At 41.0% G+C, this 3,717-nt stretch carries 1 pseudogene; it reads left to right on the forward strand.

The annotated features are described in order from the left end of the window. Nucleotides 1–3,717, forward strand: a pseudogene (locus PVV64_RS09300) (hypothetical protein); the annotation flags it as partial.

Raw genomic sequence — 3,717 nt, forward strand, 5'->3', positions numbered from 1 at the left:
AAAAGATAATAACAAAACAAGTAGCAAGATTACGTCTCTTGCCAATGGTGAGGTTACTGCTGGCTCAAGTGATGCTGTAGCAGGTAATCAGCTTCATGCTTTAGGGAGCAGTGTTGCGCAGTCTTTTGGTGGTGAAGCGAGTTATAAGAATGGCGTATGGGTAGCTCCAAGCTTTAAGGTTAATACAGTTAACGCTGAAGGTCAGGAAAAAAATGAGACTTATCACAATGTAGCGGAAGCTTTGAGTGGAGTTGGTAGTTCTTTCACGAATATTAAAAATGAGATTACTAACCAGATTAATCATCTTCAGTCAGAAGATTCAGCGGTTGTTCATTATAATAAAAAGGATGATGGTCAGACGGATTATACGAGTGTCACTTTTGGTGGTAAGGATGAGATCCCTACAGCTCTGCATAATGTTGCGGATGGTAAGATTTCTTCCACATCACGTGATGCGATCACTGGTCAGCAGATTGATAAAATCGGCAAGGATGTAGCACAGTTCTTAGGTGGAAATACAGCCTTTGATAATGGTGCTTTTACAGGTCCAAGCTATGCATTGTCAGAGGTTTCTGCAGAAGGTAAGGTAAAAGAGAAGTCTTTTAGTGATGTAGGTTCAGCCTTTACGGGTCTTGATACAAATATCAAGAATGTGAATGATCGGATTAAGGAAGTTTCAGAGGGAGTTGCACAAGATTCTTTAAATTGGAATAGTGCTGAGGGTGCTTTTGTGGCTCAGCATGGGAAGGATGGTGCAAAGACCAATAGCAAGATTACGCATATTTTGGATGGTGCTGTTACAGCGGCTTCAACGGATGCTATTACTGGAAAACAGCTGTATTCTCTCAATCAGACGCTTGCGACGTATTTTGGTGGTGGAGCGAAGTATGAAGGAGGGCAATGGATAGCTCCAGATTTCAAAGTTCAGCAGTTTAGTGAGGATGGTAAGGCTGAGGAGAAGAGTTATAGCAATGTAGCGGAAGCTTTGGCTGGAGTTGGTAATTCTATCACAAATGTTAAAAATGACCTTACAAAGGAGATCAATACACAGATTAACAATGTAGTGAGTGATAGCCTTGTCAAGCAGGATGAAACAACCAAGCAGATCAATATTGGTGGCGAAACAGATGGTACACAAATCAATATTGCTAGCAAGGATAAAGCGGATCGTACCCTTTCTGGTGTAAAGGCGGCAGAGAAAGGTAATGAAGCGGTTAATAAAGAGCAATTTGATCAAGGGTTGGAGCAGCTTTCTAATAAGCTTCAATCTGAGGATTCCGCTGTTGTTCTTTACGATAAACAGAAAGAAGGTCAAATAGACTATACGAATGTAACTTTAGGAAAAGGTCAAAATGCTTCTCCTGTTGGATTACATAATGTTGCCGATGGTAAGCTTACTGAGAATTCGCATGATGCGGTTACCGGTGGTCAGATTAATACAATTTCTCAGGATGTAGCCAAATTTTTAGGAGGTAGTGCGGCTTTTGAGAAAGGAACTTTTACAGGTCCGACCTATAAATTATCGAGTGTCGATATAAAAGGTAAGGTAATAGAGAAATCATATAACGATGTTGGTTCAGCCTTTGCAGGTCTTGATACGAATATCCAGAATGTGAATACTAATCTCACGAATAAATATAATGAACTTACTGAAAACATCACGAATATTACGCAAGAAGTTAAAGGGGATGCTTTGTTGTGGAACAAGGATGAAGAGGCCTTTGTCGCGCAGCACGGAGAAAAGAAAAGCAATAGCAAGATCACACATCTTTTGGATGGCAATATTGCTTCTGACTCAACGGAGGCTGTGAATGGTTCACAGATTTACTCGATGAATAATACGCTTGCAACCTATTTTGGTGGTGGAGCGAAGTATGAAGGAGGGAAATGGACAGCTCCAGATTTGAAAGTTCAGCATTTTAGTGATGATGGTAAGGCTGAGGAGAAGAGTTATAGCAATGTAGCGGAAGCTTTGGCTGGAGTTGGTAATTCTATCACAAATGTTAAAAATGACATTACAAAGGAGATCAATACACAGATCAACAATGTAGTGAGTGATAGTCTAGTGAAGCAAGATGAAGAGAGCAAGGTTATCAAGATAGGTGCTGAAAAGGGTGGAACAAGCATTAACATTGCCAATAGTGGTGATGCTGCGCGGACTCTTACAGGCGTAAAATCAGGAGTACTTTCAGAAGAATCGCTTGATGCGGTGAATGGCTCTCAGCTTTATTCGATGAGCAATACGTTAGCGCGCTATTTAGGCGGTGGAGCTGGATATAAGGAAGGGAAATGGGTATCTCCAAGCTTTAAAGTTAAAACAGTCAAGGATGATGGTAGTGCTGTTGAAGAAAAGAGCTATGATGATGTAGCGTCTGCCTTTGCTGGTGTAGGAAATTCATTCACGAATATTCATAAAGAGCTTAAGAATGAGATTAATCAAGTTGTAGGAGACAGCCTTGTAAAGCAAGATGAGAAGACCCATGTGATTTCGGTTGGAGGTGAAAAGAGCGGGACTCAAGTGACTTTTGCAAACACGGATCATGCCGCACGGACCCTCACAGGTGTGAAAGCGGGAGAGCTTTCAGATGTATCGTTTGATGCGGTGAATGGTTCTCAGCTTTTTGCAACCAATCAGAATGTCACGGTTGTAACGAATAATCTGCAAACAACAGCGAGCAATATAGCCAAGTCCTTTGGTGGTGGCGCTGGTTATGATGAAAAAGGCAACTGGAATGCTCCAAGCTTCAAAGTGAAGACTGTCAGTGAAGATGGTAGTAAGGTTGAAGAGCAGAGCTATGATGATGTAGCAAAAGCCTTTGCAAGTGTAGGAACGTCTTTCACGAATATTCATAATGAGATTAATAAGGAGATTAGCCAAGTTGTGAGTGATAGCCTTGTGAAGCAAGATAAAGAGAGTAAGGTTATCAAGATAGGTTCTGAGAAAGAAGGTACAGAAATCACCGTTGCGAATAGTGAAGGTGCGGGACGTCGTATCTCAGGTGTGAAGGCGGCAACTCTTTCAGCAACATCAACAGAAGCTGTGAATGGTTCTCAGCTTTTTGCAACCAATCAGAATGTCACGGCTGTAACGAATAATCTGCAAACAGTTGCTGAGAATACTTCAAAGTTCTTTGGTGGTGGAGCAGATGTGTTTAAAGGTGTTGCACCGACTTATAGAGTGCAGGATAAGGATTATCAGACAGTAGCGGATGCATTTTCTGGTGTTGATCATTCTTTTGCCGATCTTCATAAAGAGATTTCTCAAAATAATAATGAGGTTACTGAACATATTAAGCAAAATGCCTTGTTATGGAGTGATAATGATAACGCGTTTGTTGCTCAACACGGTAAAGAAGATGCCAAGACCAACAGCAAGATTAAGTATCTTGCGAATGGAGATATCACAGCAAATTCAAGCGATGCCGTGAATGGTTCACAACTTTATACGATGAATCAGACATTTGCGACCTATTTTGGTGGTGGCGCTGGTTATGATGAAAAAGGCAACTGGAAGGCTCCAAGCTTCAAAGTGAAGACTGTCAATGAAGATGGTAGTAAGGTTGAAGAACAGAGTTATGATGATGTAGCAAAAGCTTTTGCAAGTGTAGGAACTTCTTTCACCAATATTCATAATGAGATTAATAAGGAGATTAGCCAAGTTGTGAGTGATAGCCTTGTGAAGCAAGATAAAGAGAGTAAGGTTATCAAGATAGGTTC

Source organism: Bartonella sp. ML70XJBT.G, from assembly GCF_028618575.1.
Lineage (GTDB): Bacteria > Pseudomonadota > Alphaproteobacteria > Rhizobiales > Rhizobiaceae > Bartonella.